13 protein-coding genes are annotated in these 15191 nt (G+C 70.2%); 5 read left to right on the top strand and 8 right to left on the bottom strand.

What is annotated here, in order from left to right; genetic code table 11:
• Positions 1-47 precede the first annotated feature (47 nt).
• The 4 genes from M1203_RS00240 to M1203_RS00225 all read right to left on the bottom strand — a co-directional run bounded on the left by M1203_RS00240 (position 48) and on the right by M1203_RS00225 (position 5118).
• A complete protein-coding gene (locus tag M1203_RS00240) occupies positions 48-1151 on the bottom strand; it encodes a glycoside hydrolase family 43 protein (protein WP_249947372.1) in 1104 nt (367 codons plus the stop codon).
• Positions 1152-1279: 128 nt separating this feature from the next.
• A complete protein-coding gene (locus tag M1203_RS00235; RefSeq protein WP_249947371.1) occupies positions 1280-1849 on the bottom strand; it encodes an HPP family protein in 570 nt (189 codons plus the stop codon).
• 380 nt (positions 1850-2229) lie between these two features.
• The gene (locus M1203_RS00230; protein WP_249947370.1) at positions 2230-4047 is read right to left on the bottom strand and encodes a serine/threonine-protein kinase; all 1818 of its coding nucleotides are present in this window, start codon (positions 4045-4047) and stop codon (positions 2230-2232) included.
• Between the two features lie 165 nt (positions 4048-4212).
• Positions 4213-5118: an endonuclease/exonuclease/phosphatase family protein gene (locus M1203_RS00225; protein ID WP_249947888.1), complete on the bottom strand. Its 906-nt coding sequence runs from the start codon at positions 5116-5118 to the stop codon at positions 4213-4215.
• Between the two features lie 361 nt (positions 5119-5479).
• On the opposite strand from M1203_RS00225, the gene M1203_RS00220 reads away from it, so the two are divergent.
• Positions 5480-6529, top strand: a complete 1050-nt coding sequence (locus M1203_RS00220; protein WP_249947369.1) for an LLM class flavin-dependent oxidoreductase — start codon at positions 5480-5482, stop codon at positions 6527-6529.
• On the opposite strand, the gene M1203_RS00215 is transcribed toward M1203_RS00220, so the two are convergent.
• Entirely contained in the window at positions 6510-7643 is a 1134-nt protein-coding gene (locus tag M1203_RS00215) for an LLM class flavin-dependent oxidoreductase (RefSeq protein ID WP_249947887.1), read from the bottom strand. The genes M1203_RS00220 and M1203_RS00215 overlap by 20 nt on opposite strands.
• 154 nt (positions 7644-7797) lie before the next feature.
• Between M1203_RS00215 and M1203_RS00210 the strand changes: the two genes are divergently transcribed.
• On the top strand, positions 7798-7962 hold the full coding sequence (locus M1203_RS00210; protein ID WP_249947368.1) for a hypothetical protein: 165 nt from the start codon (positions 7798-7800) through the stop codon (positions 7960-7962).
• Between the two features lie 159 nt (positions 7963-8121).
• Here the strand turns inward: M1203_RS00210 and M1203_RS00205 are convergent, their stop codons facing one another.
• On the bottom strand, positions 8122-8649 hold the full coding sequence (locus M1203_RS00205) for a DUF4142 domain-containing protein (RefSeq protein WP_249947367.1): 528 nt from the start codon (positions 8647-8649) through the stop codon (positions 8122-8124).
• A gap of 325 nt (positions 8650-8974) precedes the next feature.
• On the opposite strand from M1203_RS00205, the gene M1203_RS00200 reads away from it, so the two are divergent.
• Positions 8975-9721, top strand: coding sequence for an SDR family oxidoreductase (locus tag M1203_RS00200; protein WP_249947366.1), 747 nt, complete (start codon positions 8975-8977; stop codon positions 9719-9721).
• Positions 9722-9841: 120 nt separating this feature from the next.
• Here the strand turns inward: M1203_RS00200 and M1203_RS00195 are convergent, their stop codons facing one another.
• Together M1203_RS00195 and M1203_RS00190 are read right to left on the bottom strand one after the other, a co-directional pair.
• Complete coding sequence (locus tag M1203_RS00195) at positions 9842-10594, bottom strand: SDR family NAD(P)-dependent oxidoreductase (protein ID WP_249947365.1); 753 nt, start codon at positions 10592-10594, stop codon at positions 9842-9844.
• A 99-nt stretch (positions 10595-10693) separates the two neighbouring features.
• A complete protein-coding gene (locus M1203_RS00190; RefSeq protein ID WP_249947364.1) occupies positions 10694-11125 on the bottom strand; it encodes an Rrf2 family transcriptional regulator in 432 nt (143 codons plus the stop codon).
• Between the two features lie 345 nt (positions 11126-11470).
• Here M1203_RS00190 and M1203_RS00185 point away from each other — a divergent pair, with 345 nt between their 5' ends.
• Together M1203_RS00185 and M1203_RS00180 are read left to right on the top strand one after the other, a co-directional pair.
• Complete coding sequence (locus M1203_RS00185) at positions 11471-12952, top strand: short-chain fatty acid transporter (RefSeq protein WP_249947363.1); 1482 nt, start codon at positions 11471-11473, stop codon at positions 12950-12952.
• A gap of 174 nt (positions 12953-13126) precedes the next feature.
• Entirely contained in the window at positions 13127-15166 is a 2040-nt protein-coding gene (locus M1203_RS00180; RefSeq protein WP_249947886.1) for an NB-ARC domain-containing protein, read from the top strand.
• Positions 15167-15191 lie beyond the last annotated feature (25 nt).

The raw sequence follows: 15191 nt of genomic DNA, 5'->3' as shown, positions 1-15191 counted from the left end.
GCCCCGGGACGGTTCTCACTGAGCCCGGGGATGCCCGGGGACGGTTCTCATTCGAAGAACTTGAGGCTGTACCCGACGCTGGTGGTGGCACCGGGGACGTTGGCCCGGCGGTAGGTGGTGCTGCCCCACCAGACGGCCGTGCCGGAGTACCAGTAGCGGTTGGACCATGAGTACGGCGTGCCCTTGGCGACCGCGTGGAACATGGTCGGGAACCGGTTGCCGGACGGCGGGCCGGCGGCGACGTCGCCGCGCGGCAGGACGAACGTGTGATGTCCGGGGCCGTCGACATTGAGCGTGGGGTCCCAGCCCGCCATCATGGTCGGGGCGTGCGAGCCGAACAGACAGCCGTTGCTCTTGTACCAGTCCCACACATACGTGGGGTCGCCGCCGCCCCGCAGCCGCAGGTCGGCGATGCAGTACTGGCTGCTCCAACTGCCGTTCGCGGAGTACACGAGGTGCAACTGCCCGCTGGGGTCGACAATCGGCTGGGGTGCCTCGTTGATATAGGGGTTGCCCACGACCCGTTCCCACGGCTCGCGCGGCTGCGAAATGACGTAACGGCCGCCAGTGGTCGTGGTGGGACCGCTCATCCGGGCCAGGTACAGGTTCTGCTCGATGTTGGTGTCGCCCGACCAGCCGGACCACACGAACCAGCGCTGGCCGCCGAAGGTGAAGGGCACCCCGTCGATGGCCCATTTGTCATCGGGCAGCGCGACTTTGGTGGCGGCGGAATAGCCGGTGTCCGGGTCGGCGGAGCTGATGTGGTACATCCGGTGGGCGGCACCGCTGCCGGCGGCGAAGTAGATGCGGTAGTGACCGTCGTGGTGCACGATCTCCGGGGCCCAGACCTCGCCGAGGTTGCCGGTGTCCCGCCACACCTGGTGCTTGGGCGCGGTGGCGACGCCCTCCATGGTGGCCGCCGACCGCACGGCGATGCCGCCGTCCACGGACTTGGCGGAGACATAGAGGTCCCCGACCTTGATCACGCTCGGGTCGGCGCCGCCGACGAGGGGGCGGCCGAGCGTGGCCGGCCGGTCGTCCGTCACCGTGGTGACGGCTTCGGCGGGCCCGGCGGTGGTGATGTGGCCGAGGACAAGCGCGCCGACGAGTCCGAGGGGAACGATGCCGGCGAGCCATCGCGTAGGGGGCATCAGATCCTCCCGATCATGTCCACGACAGGTGGCGCTTTCAGCTAATCACCCTGAGGTGAGTGCCCGTCAAGAGGGCGAACCGTCCGGCCTCTCCGTCGACGGCCGCGAATGACGTCCGAACGGGCCGTCTACCACCAGGTCGTGGGGTAGACCTCTCGCTGGAGGCGGGAGGAGATCAGCTGTACCAGGACGAGCAGCGCCGCTCCCGTGGCCAGCAGGGCCGTGAACTGGGTGGCGCGCGGTTCGGTGAGCATGATCATGACGACGGTCGCCATGGCCGGGGGGTGGGCCACCTTGAAGAGGAGGCCGAGACCGCATGCGGTCCCGCAGGCCACGGCGGCGGCCCAGGGGCCGTGCCAGCCGAGGGCGAGGACGGTGAAACAGACAAGGCAGGACAGCAGGTGTCCGCCGAGGACATGGCGGGGCTGCGCGAGCGGCGAGCCGGGGGTCACGGTGATGATCGCCGTCGTGGCCGCGAGGGGCGGTATCAGCACCGTCTGGTGGGTGATCATCCCGACGACCACCAGGACGGTCAGCGCGACCGTTGTGGTGACCGACGCCGATACGACGGTACGCCGGGGCGCCCTCGACTCGTCGACCTTCCACCATCGGGACCACAGGGACCATCGGGCACGGGGGTTCTTCGCGGGGCGGGTGTCGTCCTCGACGTCCCGTATCCCGGACCGGTCGAGCGTCATGAATACGACGCCCCCGCCCCGCCGCGAGCCCGACATCCGCCCGGCGCCGGGCGCCGGGCGGGCATGGTCGGCGCACCGCTGAGCGGGACGTACGTCTTCAGGGCATGCGAGATCAGCACAGGACTCCTCGGGGGAGCGCCCCGCCTTCGGCCCACGGCGGCTCGTCGTCCGTCAGAGCGGGGAACGCTCCGACATCCTGCCTTCCTGGATCACCGGCCGTCCAAGAGCGCTTCTCGATCGGTTGATCGACGCCAACGATCAAAGGTCCGGGCCCGCGGCCGATCTCGCAGGCGCGGGTCCCGTGGGCACGAGGCGAGGAACGGCCTGCCGGTCACCGGACGGTGGCCGCTCCGGGGGGTCGGACACCGACTCGTCGCGGCTCAGGCGTGGAAGCCGTTGCACACGATGGACGTGTACTTCGTGGGTCCGCCTTCGACGTGGTACAGCACCACCGTCCAGTCGCCCCGGTCGTCTCCGACCGGGATCGCGTCGACGGTCCGATCGCCGAAGTGGGCCCGGAAGTCCTTGGGATAGCTGAGCTTGATGGTTCCGCCCGACGACCACTGGGAGTAGAGGTCGATGGGCTTGCTGGTGAAGCCGATACCCTTGCTCGCCGAGCGGAGGGGGCGCCCGGTGTCGCGGTCCGTTTCGTGCGGCGGCCGTACCCCGACGGACACGTAGTACGGCGCGGGCCGCTTGCCCTCCCCGGCGGTCTTGGGACGCAGCTCCACCGAAGCGGTGTCCGAGCCGGTGGTGTGCGACACGGAGGACCGCAGGTCCTCCGGCGGCGAGGAGTCGGTGAGACTCGCCAGGTCGCAGAAGCCGATGCCCATGGCGGCCTGCTCCGGATCGTCCGACAGGGTCCAACGGTCCTGCGAGACACGGTCGTTCACGATGTGGTCCGGCGGGCGCCTCGCCGGACCCGTGGTGGCGGGACCGGACGCGACGACATCGGTCCCTGGCGCCGCTTCGGAGCCCTTGTCGTCCTCTTTCGGGAACAGCCAGATCCCGACCGACACCAGGAGCGCCACCACCACGCATGCGGCGAGACAACCCCCACGACGTTCGCGCCGCACCGGAGGCGGTTGGTGATCCGGCCCGTCGTACGGGGTGGTGTCGGAGTACGCCCAGAACCCGGTGGCCGCCGGCTGGGCCGGAGCGTGCTGCACCGGGCCGCGGTCCGACGCGGCCATCCCGGGAGTGACGGCGGTGACGGGGGTGACGGGGGTGACGGCGGTGACGGGGGTGACGGCGGTGACGGGGGTGACCGTCTCCGCTTTCCGCTCGGACGGCGCGTGCGCACCGGACGAGTCCGCCGGGCCTTTCACGTACCCGGACCCGGGTACGGGGTCGCCGTCGCGGGCCACCGAACGGTAATGGGCATCGTCGGCCAGCGCCGAGTCCACCGCGCATCCGGCGATCACGGCGGCCAGTTCGGGCCGCTTCGCCGGGTCCTTGGCGACGCACCGCCGGATCAGCGCCGCCAGGTCGCCCCGTACGCCCCTCAGGTCGATGTCCTCGTGCACGGTCCGGTAGCTCACCGTCATGGCATCGCCCGTACCGTACGGGGGCCGGCCGGTCGCCGTGTAGGCGATCGTCGCTCCCAGCGCGAAGATGTCCGCGGCCGGGGTGACGTCGTTACGCAGAAGGACCTCGGGCGCGGTGTATCCGGGGGTCCCGGGAGCGGTTCCGTCCCGGGTGAGAATCGTCTGCTCAAGTCCCCTGGCGATACCGAAGTCGATCAGCTGCGGCCCTTGGGGCGCGAGGATGACATTCCCCGGTTTCAGGTCCCGGTGCGTGACTCCATGGGCATGGACGGCGGCCAGCCCCTCGGCGAGCGCCGCGAGCAGCCGCAGAGCGCTCTCGGGCGGGAACGGACCGCTCGCTCCCACGGCGTCGCGCAGTGTGGGTCCCGGTACGTACTCGGTGGCCAGCCAGTACGGGGACACATCGAGTGACGCCTCGATCAACTGGGCGGTGTAGGCGCTCCGTACGGCTTCCACGGTCGCGGCTTCCCGCCGGAACCGGGCGAGCGCCTCAGGGTGATCGCTGATCTCGTCGCGGATCACCTTCACGGCCACCAGCCGTCCGCCGGGCGAACGCCCGAGGTACACCTGTCCCATGCCGCCCGCACCGAGCCGGGCGATGATCCGCCACGCGCCTATTCGCTGGGGATCCTGAAGTCGCAGCTCTTCCACGGCACGACTTTGCCACACCCCGGCATCCGGCGGACCGCGAAGAACGCACAAATGCCCAGAGGTTCGGGGGTGTTCTCGTACAGGCCGGATGAGCGGGGAGTCCTCGTCGTACCCGCCGCTCATCGGGGAAGCGGCGAGTCCGTGTCCGGCGCCTGCCCGGCTCCTTCAGTCCAGTGCGATCCGGGCGGCGACCGGCAGATGGTCGCTGCCGGTGGCGGGCAGGGTGCGGATATGGCCGACGGTCCCCGAGCGGGCCATGACCTGGTCGATCCGGGCCAGCGGGAAGGCGGAGGGGAAGCTGAAGGCGAAGCCACGTTCCGCCACATTCATCCTTGAGGTCAGCGGGGTCAATCCCCGGTCGTCGACGGTGCTGTTGAGGTCGCCGAGCAGGATCACCGCCTTCAGCTCCTCTGCGGCGATGGCCTCCCCCAGCAGGCCGGCGCTCTCGTCGCGCCAGGCCGACGCGAGGCCGGACGCCCGGAAGCGGACCGAGGGCAGGTGCGCGACGTACGCCGCGATCTCGCCGTGCGGTGTGCGGACCACGGTCCGCAGCGCGCGACTCCAGTCCTCCGTGATTTCCCGGGGCTTGATGTCCAACTGCCGGGTTCCGGTGAGGGGATGCTTCGACCAGAGTCCGACGGTGCCCCGGACCGCGTGGTATGGATAGTCGGGGGCCAGGGTCTTCTCGTAGACCGCCAGCGCGGGGGGTATCAATTCCTCCAGCGCGATGAGATCGGGCTCGGCGTCGGCCAGGGCGCGGGCCGTGCCCGCCGGATCGGTGTTCTCGTCGCTGACGTTGTGCTGCACCACGACCAGGTCGCGCGCGCCGGATTCCGCACCGGGCAGCAGCAGCCCGCCGAAGAGATATGTCCAGGCGGCCACCGGCAGCAGCAGGGCCACCAGCGCGAGGGCGGAGCGGCGCATCAGCGCCAGGCCGAGCAGTACCACGGCCACCAGGCCGAGCCAGGGCAGGAACGCCTCCAGGAAGCTGCCCAGACGGCCCACGGAATTGGGCACGGCCCGGTGGAACACCAGCAGTCCGGCCGTCAGCACCGCGAGCGCGGCGAGCACCCGCCCGCGCGCCCGGACCGACCGTCGCCGCGCGTTCTTCTGCCCGTCGGTCCGTCCGTTCTTCGGCGCCTCCGCACGCGCGGCCCGCCACCACGCCCCTCTCACCCTCGACGCCCCACCGCTGTCCGTTCGCGCCCGCACCACCATGGACTCCCGTTCACTTGCCCTCGTACCCCCGGACGCGCCACCGCCCGAATCGGTTTCCGGCTCCACCCCCGGCTCCACGGCACGAACGATCTCGATCCTCCCTCATGATTGGCCTGACAAGTTCTGGACAGGTGGGGTTCGCCTCCACACTCTCGGGAGAGGTATCCAGCCCGGCGGTGCATACCGCCCATGGCCACTTCGGAAGGTGGCGCCGGTGAAATTCAGCTATGCGATGCTCCCCGACTATCCGCTCCAAGAGTCACTGGCCTCGATCAAGCTCGCCGATGAACTCGGCTTTCACGCCTGCTATGCCGCCGACGAGGCCTGGCACAAGGACCTGTGGCTGCTCTTCGCCGCCGCGGCGGGCCAGACCAGCCGGATCCGTCTGGGCCCGAGCGTGTCCCCGGTCACGATCCGGGAACCCACCCTGATCGCCCAGGCCCTGGCCACACTCGACGAGCTGTCAGACGGCCGGGCGGAAGGCGTGCTGTCCAGCGGGAACTTCGGGCTGCTGGCCCAGTACGGCACCGACTGGGCCCGCACCCGTCCGCTGTCCCGGGTCAAGGAAGCGCTGCATGTGGTGCGCACGCTGCTGGACGAGGGAGCCATCTCGTACGACGGCGAGTTCTTCACCTACCGCGGGCTGTTCACCTTCGCCCGCCCCGTCCAGGAGCGTGTCCCGCTCAAGCTCGGCGCGATGCGCGGACCCAGGTCCTTCGAGGCGGCCGGCGAGCTGTCCGACGGCTGCCACCACGCGCTGAGCTACACGCGCGAGGCGTACGACTACGCGGTGCGGCACATCCGGGCCGGAGCCGAGCGCGCGGGGAAGGACTGGCGGTCCCTGGACATCGGCGCCTGGGTCGTCTTCGCCACCGGACCCGACTCCGCGACCGCCAAGGACGCGGCCCGCAGCATGGTCGGCATCTACGCCTCCTCGATGCCCGAGGAACAGCTCCGCCGCAACGGCGTCGACCCGGGCGAACTGAAGCCGGTCATCGACGCCATCGCGGCGGGTGACCTCGCCCGTGGCATCGAGCTGACGACACCCGAGATCGCCGAACGCCTCTCCATCGCGGGCACCCCGGAGGAGTGCCTGGAGAAGATCCAGCGGGAGATCGCCCCCAGCGGCGTCAATCACATGATCTGCGCCCTCACCGACCGCAGTCTCGTCAAGGCCTTCACCGGCCGTGACCTCGTGGGAGCGGCCGATGTGAACACCCAACTCCGCCTGATCCACGACAAGATCATGCCCGCCTTCGCCTGATCCGCGCCGTCGCCTGACCGGTGCCGTCCCTGACCGAGGCCGTTCGGCTCCGGACGGCGCGGGCGGCACCGTCAGGCGTCGCGGGTACGCGGCACGCGGTAGCCCGGGGCCGAGGGCCGGTCAGGCCCAGCAGTCGGGCCAGCCGGGTGTACGAGTCGAGCAGCGCCTCGCGGTCGTAGGTGCTCGTCGTGACCAGGAATTCGTCGGCCCCGCTGCGCGCCAGCAGCTGCCGGAGACCGGCCGCCACCTCGTCCGCCGTACCGTACAGATGCCCGCGCCGCGCTTCTTCGAACAGTGCGCGCTCGCGTTCCGTCATGGCGGTGGCGAGAATCGTCTCGACCGAGGCGAGCGGCGGGAACTCCCCGTGGGTGCGGGAGTACGCCGTCGACCAGGCCTCCGGGAGCAGCAGCGCGCGGGCCTCCCGTGTGGTCGGTGCCACCGCGACCGTGCCGGACAGGACGACATACGGCCGCTCGCCCCAGGGGGAGGGGCGGAAGTCACGGCGGTACGCCTCGATGGCCCGGAGCATCGCGTCCTCACCCCGTACGGCGGCGATGACCAGCGGGAGCCCGGCCTCCGCCGCGACCCGTGCGCCCTGGCCGGTGGCCAGGACGAAGACCGGGACGCTCAGCCCTTCGGCGGGGTGGGCGTGGACCTGGGGGTGCGCGTTCTGGGTGCCGGTGAAATATCCGAGGAGTTCGGCGAGCTGCCCGGGGAAGTCGGCCGCGTCCTCCTTGCCCCGGCCGAGTGCCTTGCGTATCCCGTCGGTGAAACCCACCGACCGCCCGAGCCCCATGTCGATACGGCCCGGGAAGAGGGATTCCAGCACCCCGAACTGCTCGGCGACGACGAGCGGTCGGTGGTTCGGCAGCATCACACCGCCGGTCCCGACGCGGATGGTCGACGTGGCGGCGGCCACGGCCGCCGCGAGCACGGTCGGAGCCGAGCCGGCGACCCCCGGCACGCTGTGGTGCTCGGACACCCAGAAGCGGTGATAGCCAAGGGCCTCGATCCGCCGGGCGAACGCGACGCTGTCGCGCAGCGCCTGAGGACCGTCCGACCCCTCCCGGATACGGGAGCGGTCCAGTACGGAGAAGGGAACAGTCGCCGCGATACTCACACCATCTCCAACAACCGGGCCGTACGAGGATTCCCCGGGGCCGGGATTCGCCATGAGGCGCACCTGTTGGCCGGTATCGTACGAAAGCTCGCTCCTGGCACGGCCCGGCGGTTATGTTTGCGGCCATGTTCCACGTTTGGGGGTCGCCATGAGAGCGTTCTGGACCGTCCTGGCCGTCCTCTTCGCGGCCCTCACTGTCGGAAGCCTCGCCGTACTGAACGAGGGCGCCGACAGGTCGATCGGGCTCAGTGACATCGCCGTCGCGGCGGTGCTCGGGACGCTGGCCTGGCTCAGCTGGGGCGCCCGGCGGTGAGGGGTCCCCTCCGCGGACCCGAATCGCCGTAGAAGGGCCGTAGGGCTTTTTCGTCGACCGCCCTACGGCCCCTCTCGTCCGTCGCGGTCGGCGGCCAGGTCCCCGAGGCCGCCACCGGTCTCCACCGGTTCCGCCGGCTCCACCGCTCTTCGCGGGGGATCAAGACTGCTTGACGCGCGCCTCGCAGGCACGGATCAGTTCCAGGTGCTTCGCCACCACGGGGCGTGCTCCTCGGGCGGCGGCCTTGACCTCGGCGTTGCCTCCCTTGGCGATTTCGCCGTCGATCAGGGCCAATGTGTCCTCGTGGCTCTTGGCCTCGGCGGTCAGCCAGTCGGTGTTGTACGCGCTCGTCCCCACACTGGCCTGCATGGCGGTCATCGCCTTCTCCTGCGCGGCGGAGGGCGAGGCGGACAGCGGGACGTGCAGTTCGGCCGCCAGCGCCTTGACGCCGACATCCAGCTTCCTGTGGTCGCGCACCAGCGTGACGCCGACCGACTTCACGCAAGCCGCCGTGGCGTTCTTGCGTGCGCTCTGTCCGGCCGCGATCTCCGCCAGGTTGCCCTGGTGAATCGCCTTCAGGAACGGCGCGTCATCGGCGGCCGGGGCCGCCGCGTACGCCGAAGGCGCGGATATGCCGGCCAGCGCCGCCAGCATCGTGGCAGCGGCTATGCGTCGCACAGCGATCATCTGCGTTGCTCCCTTCGCCCGGTCCGGGACGCACACAGGTCGGTGTCGGACCGGTCGTTGGACAAGCACCCCAGTCGGTGCCCGGAGCCCATGCATTCCCTCGCCGAACACGCCGGTCACACAATCACTCCTCAGTCACACGAATGGCCTTCAACTCGCCGGTGCGGCGGCCAGTTGAGCCCTGCGGCTTCACGGTGTCGGCGACCGGGCGAGGGGATTCGTAGCGACGTTACGAGGTGGGGTTGGCGTCGCTAACTCGACGGTGTTAGCGTTGATACGGTCGGGTTGCGAGCGGCGCTATCCGGCCGGGACAAGGAGCAGTGCCATGACCGAGCAGACCGTTTCTCCCCGTCGGGTGGCGATCATCACCGGAGGGTCCCGCGGCATCGGCCGCGAGAGTGCCGAGCGGCTGGCCGCCGACGGATTCGCCGTCGTCCTCAACTACGCCGGTAACAACACCGAGGCCGAGGCGGCGGTCGGGGCCATCACCGCCGCCGGCGGGCAGGCGATGGCGTTCCGGGCGGACGTGGCCGACGAGACGGCCGTGGCGGCGCTCTTCGACGCGGCGGAGGCGGCGTACGGCGGCATCGACGTGGTGGTGCACGCGGCGGGTGTCATGACGCTGGCGCCATTGGCCGAGATCGACCTCGACGCCTTGGACCGTATGCACCGCACCAACATCCGCGGGACGTTCGTCGTCGACCAGCAGGCCGCGCGCAGGCTCCGGCCCGGCGGGGCGATCATCAACTTCTCCAGCTCCGTCCTGGCGCTGGCACTGCCCGGCTACAGCGCCTACGCCGCCACCAAGGGCGCGGTCGAGGCCATCACACTGATCCTCGCCCGCGAGCTGCGCGGCCGGGACATCACCGTCAACGCCGTGGCCCCCGGGCCGACCGCCACCGCCCTGTTCCTGGACGGCAAGGACGAGCAGACCATCGCGAAGCTGGCAGGCCAGGCACCCCTGGAACGGCTGGGCGCCCCGCAGGACATCGCCGAGGTCGTCGCCTTCCTCGCCGGTCCCGCTCGCTGGGTCAACGGACAGGTGCTGCGCGCCAACGGCGGCATCGTCTGACGCGTCGGCGTCCCGCTGGACCTGCGCACCGTCGAACTCGACGTGCTCTCCCAGGAGTCCGCCGACGCGGCGTCTGCCCGTCCGCCCGTCTGCCCGTCCGTCCGTCCGTGGACGGAACGGTCAGATCTGGGCGAGGCCGCCGTCGACGAAGAGTTCGGCGCCCGTGGTGAAGGAGCTCTGGTCCGAGGCGAGGAAGACGGCCATGGCGGCGACCTCGTCCGGGCTGCCCATCCGGCCCAGCGGGATCTGGGCCGTGAAGCTGTCCTTGAACTTCTTCCTGGCCTGTGCGCTGTCGCCCGCCAGGCCTTCGATACCGGGGGTCTCGATCGGCCCAGGCGAGATGGCGTTGACCCGGATCCCGCGGTCGGCGAGCTCCGCGGCCCAGGTGCGGGCGAGGTTGCGGATGGCGGCCTTGGTGGCGCTGTACACGCTCATCGCCTCGATGCCGAGGGAGGCGTTGGTGGAGGAGAGCACGATCACGGACGCGCCGTTGGGCAGGAGCGGCAGGGCCTTCTGGACGGTGAAGATCAGCCCCTTGACGTTGATGTCGAAGGTGGTGGTGTAGTGCTCCTCGGTGATCTTCCCGAGCCGTGCGAGCTCGCCGCCGCCCGCGTTGGCCGCCACGATGTCCAGCCGCCCGCTGCGGGTTCCGATCGTCTCGAAGAGGGTGTCGAGATCCTGGAGGTTCGACACATCGCTCTGTACGCCGACCGCCCGCTCCCCGATGGCCTCCACGGCGGCGTCCAGTTCGGGCTTGCGCCGTCCGGTCAGATAGACGGTGGCGCCTTCTTCGGCGAACCGGCGTGCGATGGCGAACCCGATGCCCTTCGAGCCGCCGGTCACGAGGGTCACCTTGTTTTCCAGCTGTCCCATGACATCCATCCTTGAGGTAATGAGTTTTGTTACATTAAAGAGTGCGAATAACGACATGCCCGCGCACCGGCGGTACGACGCGCCGATGAAGCACCTTTCCTAGCGGGCGGCCAGCACGTTCTGGAGGACATCGGCCAGCGTGGTGCGGGCCAGCTCGTCGCGCAGGACGACATCGATTCCGTCGTACACGCTCTTCATCGTCGGCCGGATCCCGAAACCCACCGGACAGTCCAGGTTCGGTTCGGCGCGGTGCATGGCGAACAGAGGGCTGGGCTCCACGGCGTCGTAGACGTCCAGCAGTGTGATGGCTTCGAGTCCACGCGCCAGCGTCCAGCCCGCGCCCGCGCCGCGCCGGGACTCGACGATTCCGGCCTCGCGCAGCTCTCCGAGCAGACGCCGGATGACCACGGGGTTGGTGTTCACGCTTCCGGCGATCTGCTCCGAGGTGGCGATCTCGTGCCCCCGGCGCCGATGGAGCTCCATCCAGGTCAGGGCATGGGTCGCGACCGTCAGTCTGCTGTTCGCGCTCACTCGTTCATCACCTCCCGGCGCCTCCCGTGACTCTCGTACCGTCCGATTCCCGCCGTTAGTCGCAACGCTAAAGGTTACGACAGACCTCGTCAACCGAGGGACCTCCATCCGGACCGTGACGTGGCCTCGTCGTCGTGGGGACGAACATCCCGATGTCCGTTCCTTCTTCGGGAGTCGATTCACCACATGATGTGGCCGCACGCTATGTGGATCACCTCTATTGTCTTCCGGCCACGCGCGGCCGAAGATCCTCGGCACCGCACCCCGGACCCTCGGACTCCGGATCTCACGGTCACCCGGGCCCCGGACCGCGGGCAGCCAGAACGCTCGACAGGAGGACACGCGATGACCACAGCGCCCCCGCGGGAGCCGGCCCCACCGACCCCGGCCGGCAGGGAGCCCTGGCCGGCGCGCATGGCGCTGCGCTTCACCGCGTTCTCCGAGAGATGGCTGCCGGACGCGCTGGGCTTCGTACTCGTGGGTACGTTCGCGGTCTTCGCGCTCGGCCTCGTGACCGGCGAGGACCTGGTCGGCACCCCGTCGGATCCGGCGGCGACAACCGGCTACGGGCTGGTGGACGCGTGGGGTCAGGGCTTCTGGTCCCTGATCACGTTCACCCTCCAGATGGCGATGATCATTATCGCCGGGTACGCGGTCGCGGTCTCGCCTCCGGTCGGGCGGCTGATCGGCCGGCTCGCGCGGGTGCCGCGTACGCCTCGCGGAGCCATCGCGTACACCGCGGCCGTCGCGATGGTGACGTCCTATCTCAACTGGGCCTTCAGCCTGATCTTCACGGCGATCCTCGCCAAGGAGATAGCGCGCAGGGTCGCGGGCGTCGACTACCGGGCGCTGGGCGCGATGGCCTTCCTCGGACTCGGCACCGTATGGGCCCAGGGCCTGTCCGGGTCCGCCGCGCTCCAGGTGGCCAGTGAGGCGTCGAGCCCGCCCGCCGTACAGGAGGTCATCGCGGAGGGGCGCGGAAGCGGTCTCATCCCGCTCACGGAGACCATCTTCCTCTGGCAGGGCATGGTGGCCACGGCGATCGTCTTCGTCGTCGCCGTCGGAATGGCCTGGTTCCTGTCGCCGTCGCCGGAGCGCGCGAAGACCGCCGAACAGATGGGTGTCGAACTGGGGCCCAGCGTGGCGAACGAGCGCGCGGAGCTGCGCCGAGGCCGGCCGGGGGAGTGGATCGAGTACAGCCCCGTCTTCGCGATCCTGCTGTTCGCGCTCGGAGTGTGGTACCTGGCGCGGCACTTCGCCCGCGCGGAGGGCAGCGCCCTCAACGCCCTGGATCTGAACACCGTCAACCTCATCCTCATCCTGCTGGCGCTCATCCTGCACTGGCGTCCGGTACGGCTGGCGCAGGCCGTCAAGGAGGGGACACCGGCGGCTTCCGGCGTACTGCTCCAATTCCCGCTGTACGGCGGGATCTTCGGGATGATCGCCTTCACCGGGCTGAGCAAGACCATCGCCGGCTGGCTGGTTTCGGTGTCGAACGAGTTCTTCTACCCGGCCTTCATCGCCATCTACAGCTGTGTGCTCGGCGTCTTCGTCCCCAGCGGCGGCAGCAAGTGGGTCATCGAGGCGCCCTACGTCCTGGACGCGGCCAATCAACTCCAGGTGAACCAGGGCTGGATGGTCGTGGTGTACGACCTCGGTGAGGCGAGCGCCAATCTTCTCCAGCCGTTCTGGATGCTGCCCACGCTGACGATCCTCGGGCTCAAGGCGCGCGACATCATGGGCTACACCTTCTCGATGTTCTTGGTGTGCTTCCCGGTCGTGCTGATCGTCGTCACCCTCTTCGCCCGGACGCTCCCCTTCCCCTGACGCCGACCGTGCTGCCGCCCGCGTCGACTCCGTGCTCGATGGATCACCGGAATTGCCCACTCGTGCCAGAACGCGTGGCTGATTGACTGTTCTGGGCCCACGCCCGGCCGATTCTGGCCGTTTACGACCAGGGGTGTAGGCCACGCACCGCAAGAGGGCCAGGATATAGCCGTGGTGGGCAACCTTCCCGTCGTGACGACCAGCTTCGTAGGCCGGAACAGCGAGCTGGGCTCGATCGAACGGGCATTCGCGGAGCACCAGTTGGTCACGCTCACGGGCAGTGGAGGCGTGGGCAAGAGCCGGCTGGCGCTGCGTGCTGCGGAGGGGGCGGGCGGGCGGTTCCCGGATGGTGTGTGGTGGGCGGATCTGTCGCCGCTGTACGACGAGAAGCTGTTGCTGGGGACGGTGTGTGATGCCGTCGGGCTCTCGGATCATTCGCTGCGGTCGCCGGTGGAGGCGTTGTGCGAGTGGCTGGCGGGGCGGCGGTTGCTGCTGGTGCTCGACTGCTGTGAGCGGATGGTGGCGGCGGTCGGGCATCTGGTCGGTGAGCTGCTGACGGCCGCGCCCGGCCTGACCGTGCTCGCCACCAGCCGGCAGCCGCTCGGCGCGAGGGGTGAGCACTGCCTCGACGTTCCCCCGCTGCCCCTGGAGGGCGATGACGACGCGCTACGGCTCTTCCGCGACCGGGCCGCCCGTACCGCGCCTCAGGTGTCGCTGGACGACCCTGGCACGGCCGCCGCGGCCGTCCAGATCTGTCATCGTCTCGAAGGTATTCCGCTGGCGGTCGAACTGGCCTGTGCCCGGCTGGCCGATCACTCCGTCGAAGAGGTCGCGGATCTGCTGACCAGCCGGCTGGAGGTGCTGACCGATGAGACGGTCTGGCCCCGCCGCCATCGCGCCCTGCGTACCGCGATCGGGTGGAGCCATGAGCTGTGTGCCCCTCTCGAACGTCTGCTGTGGGCCAGGCTCTCCGTCTTCCGTGGCGACATCGGGGCGGCCGACGCGCGGGCGGTGTGCGCCGGAGGCCCGCTCGGTGCCGACGCGGTCACCGCCGCTCTGGCGGGACTCGTCGCCAAATCCGTCCTGCGCCAGGACGAGGGCGCGGACGGCCGTTACCGCATGCTCGACACGCTGCGCGAATACGGCGCCATGTGGCTGGGCGAACTGGGTGAGGAGAGGCTTCTCGCCGACCGGCACGCCGCGCACTTCGCCGAACTCGCGCGCCGCGCCCACGCCGGCTGGCTCGGCCCCGACCAGGTCGCCTGGTACCGCCGTGTCGCCGACACCCACGCCGATCTGTGCGCGGCCATCGACCATCTCCTCGAACACGACCCGGCACAGGGCGTGGAGATGGCGGGCCGCACCGGACTCTTCTGGAGCTGCTGCGGCCACCTCCACCAGGCCCGCAGCTGTCTGGAACGCGCGCTGCGCCTCCACCCCGCCGGAGGACAGCACCGTACCCGCGCCCTCTGGGCCCTCGGCATCACCCTCGCGCTCCAGGGCGACCACGAGGCCGCCCGCCGGGTCGGTGAGGAGTGCAGCGTCTCCGCCTGGCACGACAACGAGCCGGAATCCCTGCTCTCCGCCGCCCACCTCGTCGGCTTCAACTGCCTGATGATGGGCCGCCCCCTGGCCGCGCACACCGTCTGCGACCGCGCGCTGCGCAATCTGCCGGGCGATCCGCGCGACGCCCCGTCACAGTTGCGCTGCCGGGTGATAAGGCTGTTCGCGCTCACGGCGCTCGGCCGGCTCGATGACGCGCGCGAGGAGGCCGCCGGGCTGCAACGGCTCAGCCTGCGTTACGGCGAGCGCTGGGCGCGTGCCTACGCCGACCACCAACTCGCCTTCATACACCTCCTACAGGGCCGCCCGCGCGACGCCGAGGGCCATGCGCGGGCGATGCTCGCGGGCAAATACGAGCTGCACGACAGCCTCGGGATCGCTCTCGGTCTCGATCTGCTCGCCGGAGCGATCGCGGTCCAGGGCGACGGTGTGGAGGCGGCCCGTACGTACGGCACGGGACACGCGTACTGGCGCATGATCGGCCATCCCCATCGCGGTTCCCCCGAACTCGGCGCGCTCCGTGAGGAGTGGGAGCGGCGGGCACGGGAGGCCGCGGGCGACCCCGCCTACGAGAGGGCGTACGACCGGGGGCTGGCCGACGACGCCACGAGCGGGCTCGTCCGCGCGTTACAGGGCCATCTGCCGTCGTAGAGCCCCGTCCCGCACCGGGACGGGG

Origin of the sequence: Streptomyces sp. 35G-GA-8, assembly GCF_023534745.1 — a bacterium.
Classification (GTDB): Bacteria; Actinomycetota; Actinomycetes; order Streptomycetales; family Streptomycetaceae; genus Streptomyces.
This window is presented reverse-complemented; position numbering and strand designations above follow the sequence as displayed.

Bases quoted from the DNA above. Each gene is read 5' to 3' on its own strand.
- M1203_RS00240 (WP_249947372.1), bottom strand. From the start codon at position 1,151: ATGCCCCCTACGCGATGGCTCGCCGGCATCGTTCCCCTCGGACTCGTC.
- M1203_RS00235 (WP_249947371.1), bottom strand. From the start codon at position 1,849: ATGACGCTCGACCGGTCCGGGATACGGGACGTCGAGGACGACACCCGC.
- M1203_RS00210 (WP_249947368.1), top strand. From the start codon at position 7,798: ATGAGAGCGTTCTGGACCGTCCTGGCCGTCCTCTTCGCGGCCCTCACT.
- M1203_RS00205 (WP_249947367.1), bottom strand. From the start codon at position 8,649: ATGATCGCTGTGCGACGCATAGCCGCTGCCACGATGCTGGCGGCGCTG.
- M1203_RS00200 (WP_249947366.1), top strand. From the start codon at position 8,975: ATGACCGAGCAGACCGTTTCTCCCCGTCGGGTGGCGATCATCACCGGA.
- M1203_RS00195 (WP_249947365.1), bottom strand. From the start codon at position 10,594: ATGGGACAGCTGGAAAACAAGGTGACCCTCGTGACCGGCGGCTCGAAG.
- M1203_RS00185 (WP_249947363.1), top strand. From the start codon at position 11,471: ATGACCACAGCGCCCCCGCGGGAGCCGGCCCCACCGACCCCGGCCGGC.